The following is a 666-nucleotide window of genomic DNA, read 5'->3' as shown; positions in this document are numbered from 1 at the left end:
GCGTCTTGCCGGCAGACAAAAGCGCCACCTCATCGGCCTGCGGCGGCCGCACCTTGGCGATCACGTCGCCTTCCGCATAGACCGCCTCGCGCGTCGCGACCACCCTCACACCCGCCGCCCGGTACGCCTCGTCCGAAAACCCCGCCGAAAGCCCCGCACCCGTCTCAACCAGGCAGTCATGCCMAAGCTTCACCAACTGCAACGCACTCTCTGGCGTCAACCCAACACGTGACTCGCCTGCAGTGATTTCTCGGGGTACCCCAACCTTGTTTGACATGATTACTGTTMCTGCTGAAGTGACCGTGTTATCGCGTGGCAAGAATTCGCTTTGTTAAATTTAGCAGTCCATTCAAGCCACAATGTTGTCGGCGTTGGGAAATTTCACACATGACGCGTGAGATGAATTTCGACGCCACGAATTTCAGATACTTTCAGACGACCAGCTTGCGCACCGCCGCTTGCGGTCTGTCGGAGGGAAGTGTGCGATCCTGCATGAGGCGCAGCATCCATGCCGTGCAATACGGCCCAGCTGCTGTTTCACATATTCGGATAGACCGGCCCCTCGCCGCCCTGCGGGGGAACCCAGTTGATGTTCTGGTTMGGATCCTTGATGTCGCAGGTCTTGCAGTGGACGCAGTTCTGGGCGTTGATGACGAAGGTCTCCTC

1 protein-coding gene and 1 pseudogene are annotated in these 666 nt (G+C 58.4%); both read right to left on the bottom strand.

Features of this window, described 5'->3' with window-relative positions; all coding sequences use genetic code 11:
• Window positions 1-202 (bottom strand): annotated as a pseudogene (locus QD357_RS32740) (NAD(P)(+) transhydrogenase (Re/Si-specific) subunit alpha); the annotation flags it as partial.
• 335 nt (window positions 203-537) lie between these two features.
• A partial coding sequence (locus tag QD357_RS32735; protein WP_414126154.1) for a 4Fe-4S dicluster domain-containing protein occupies window positions 538-666 on the bottom strand: 129 nt, incomplete at its 5' end.

Origin of the sequence: Rhizobium sp. BR 317 (assembly GCF_047445835.1) — a bacterium.
GTDB lineage: Bacteria > Pseudomonadota > Alphaproteobacteria > Rhizobiales > Rhizobiaceae > Rhizobium > Rhizobium paranaense.
Note: the sequence above shows the minus strand (reverse complement) of the source record. Positions and strands in the feature narration are given on the sequence as shown.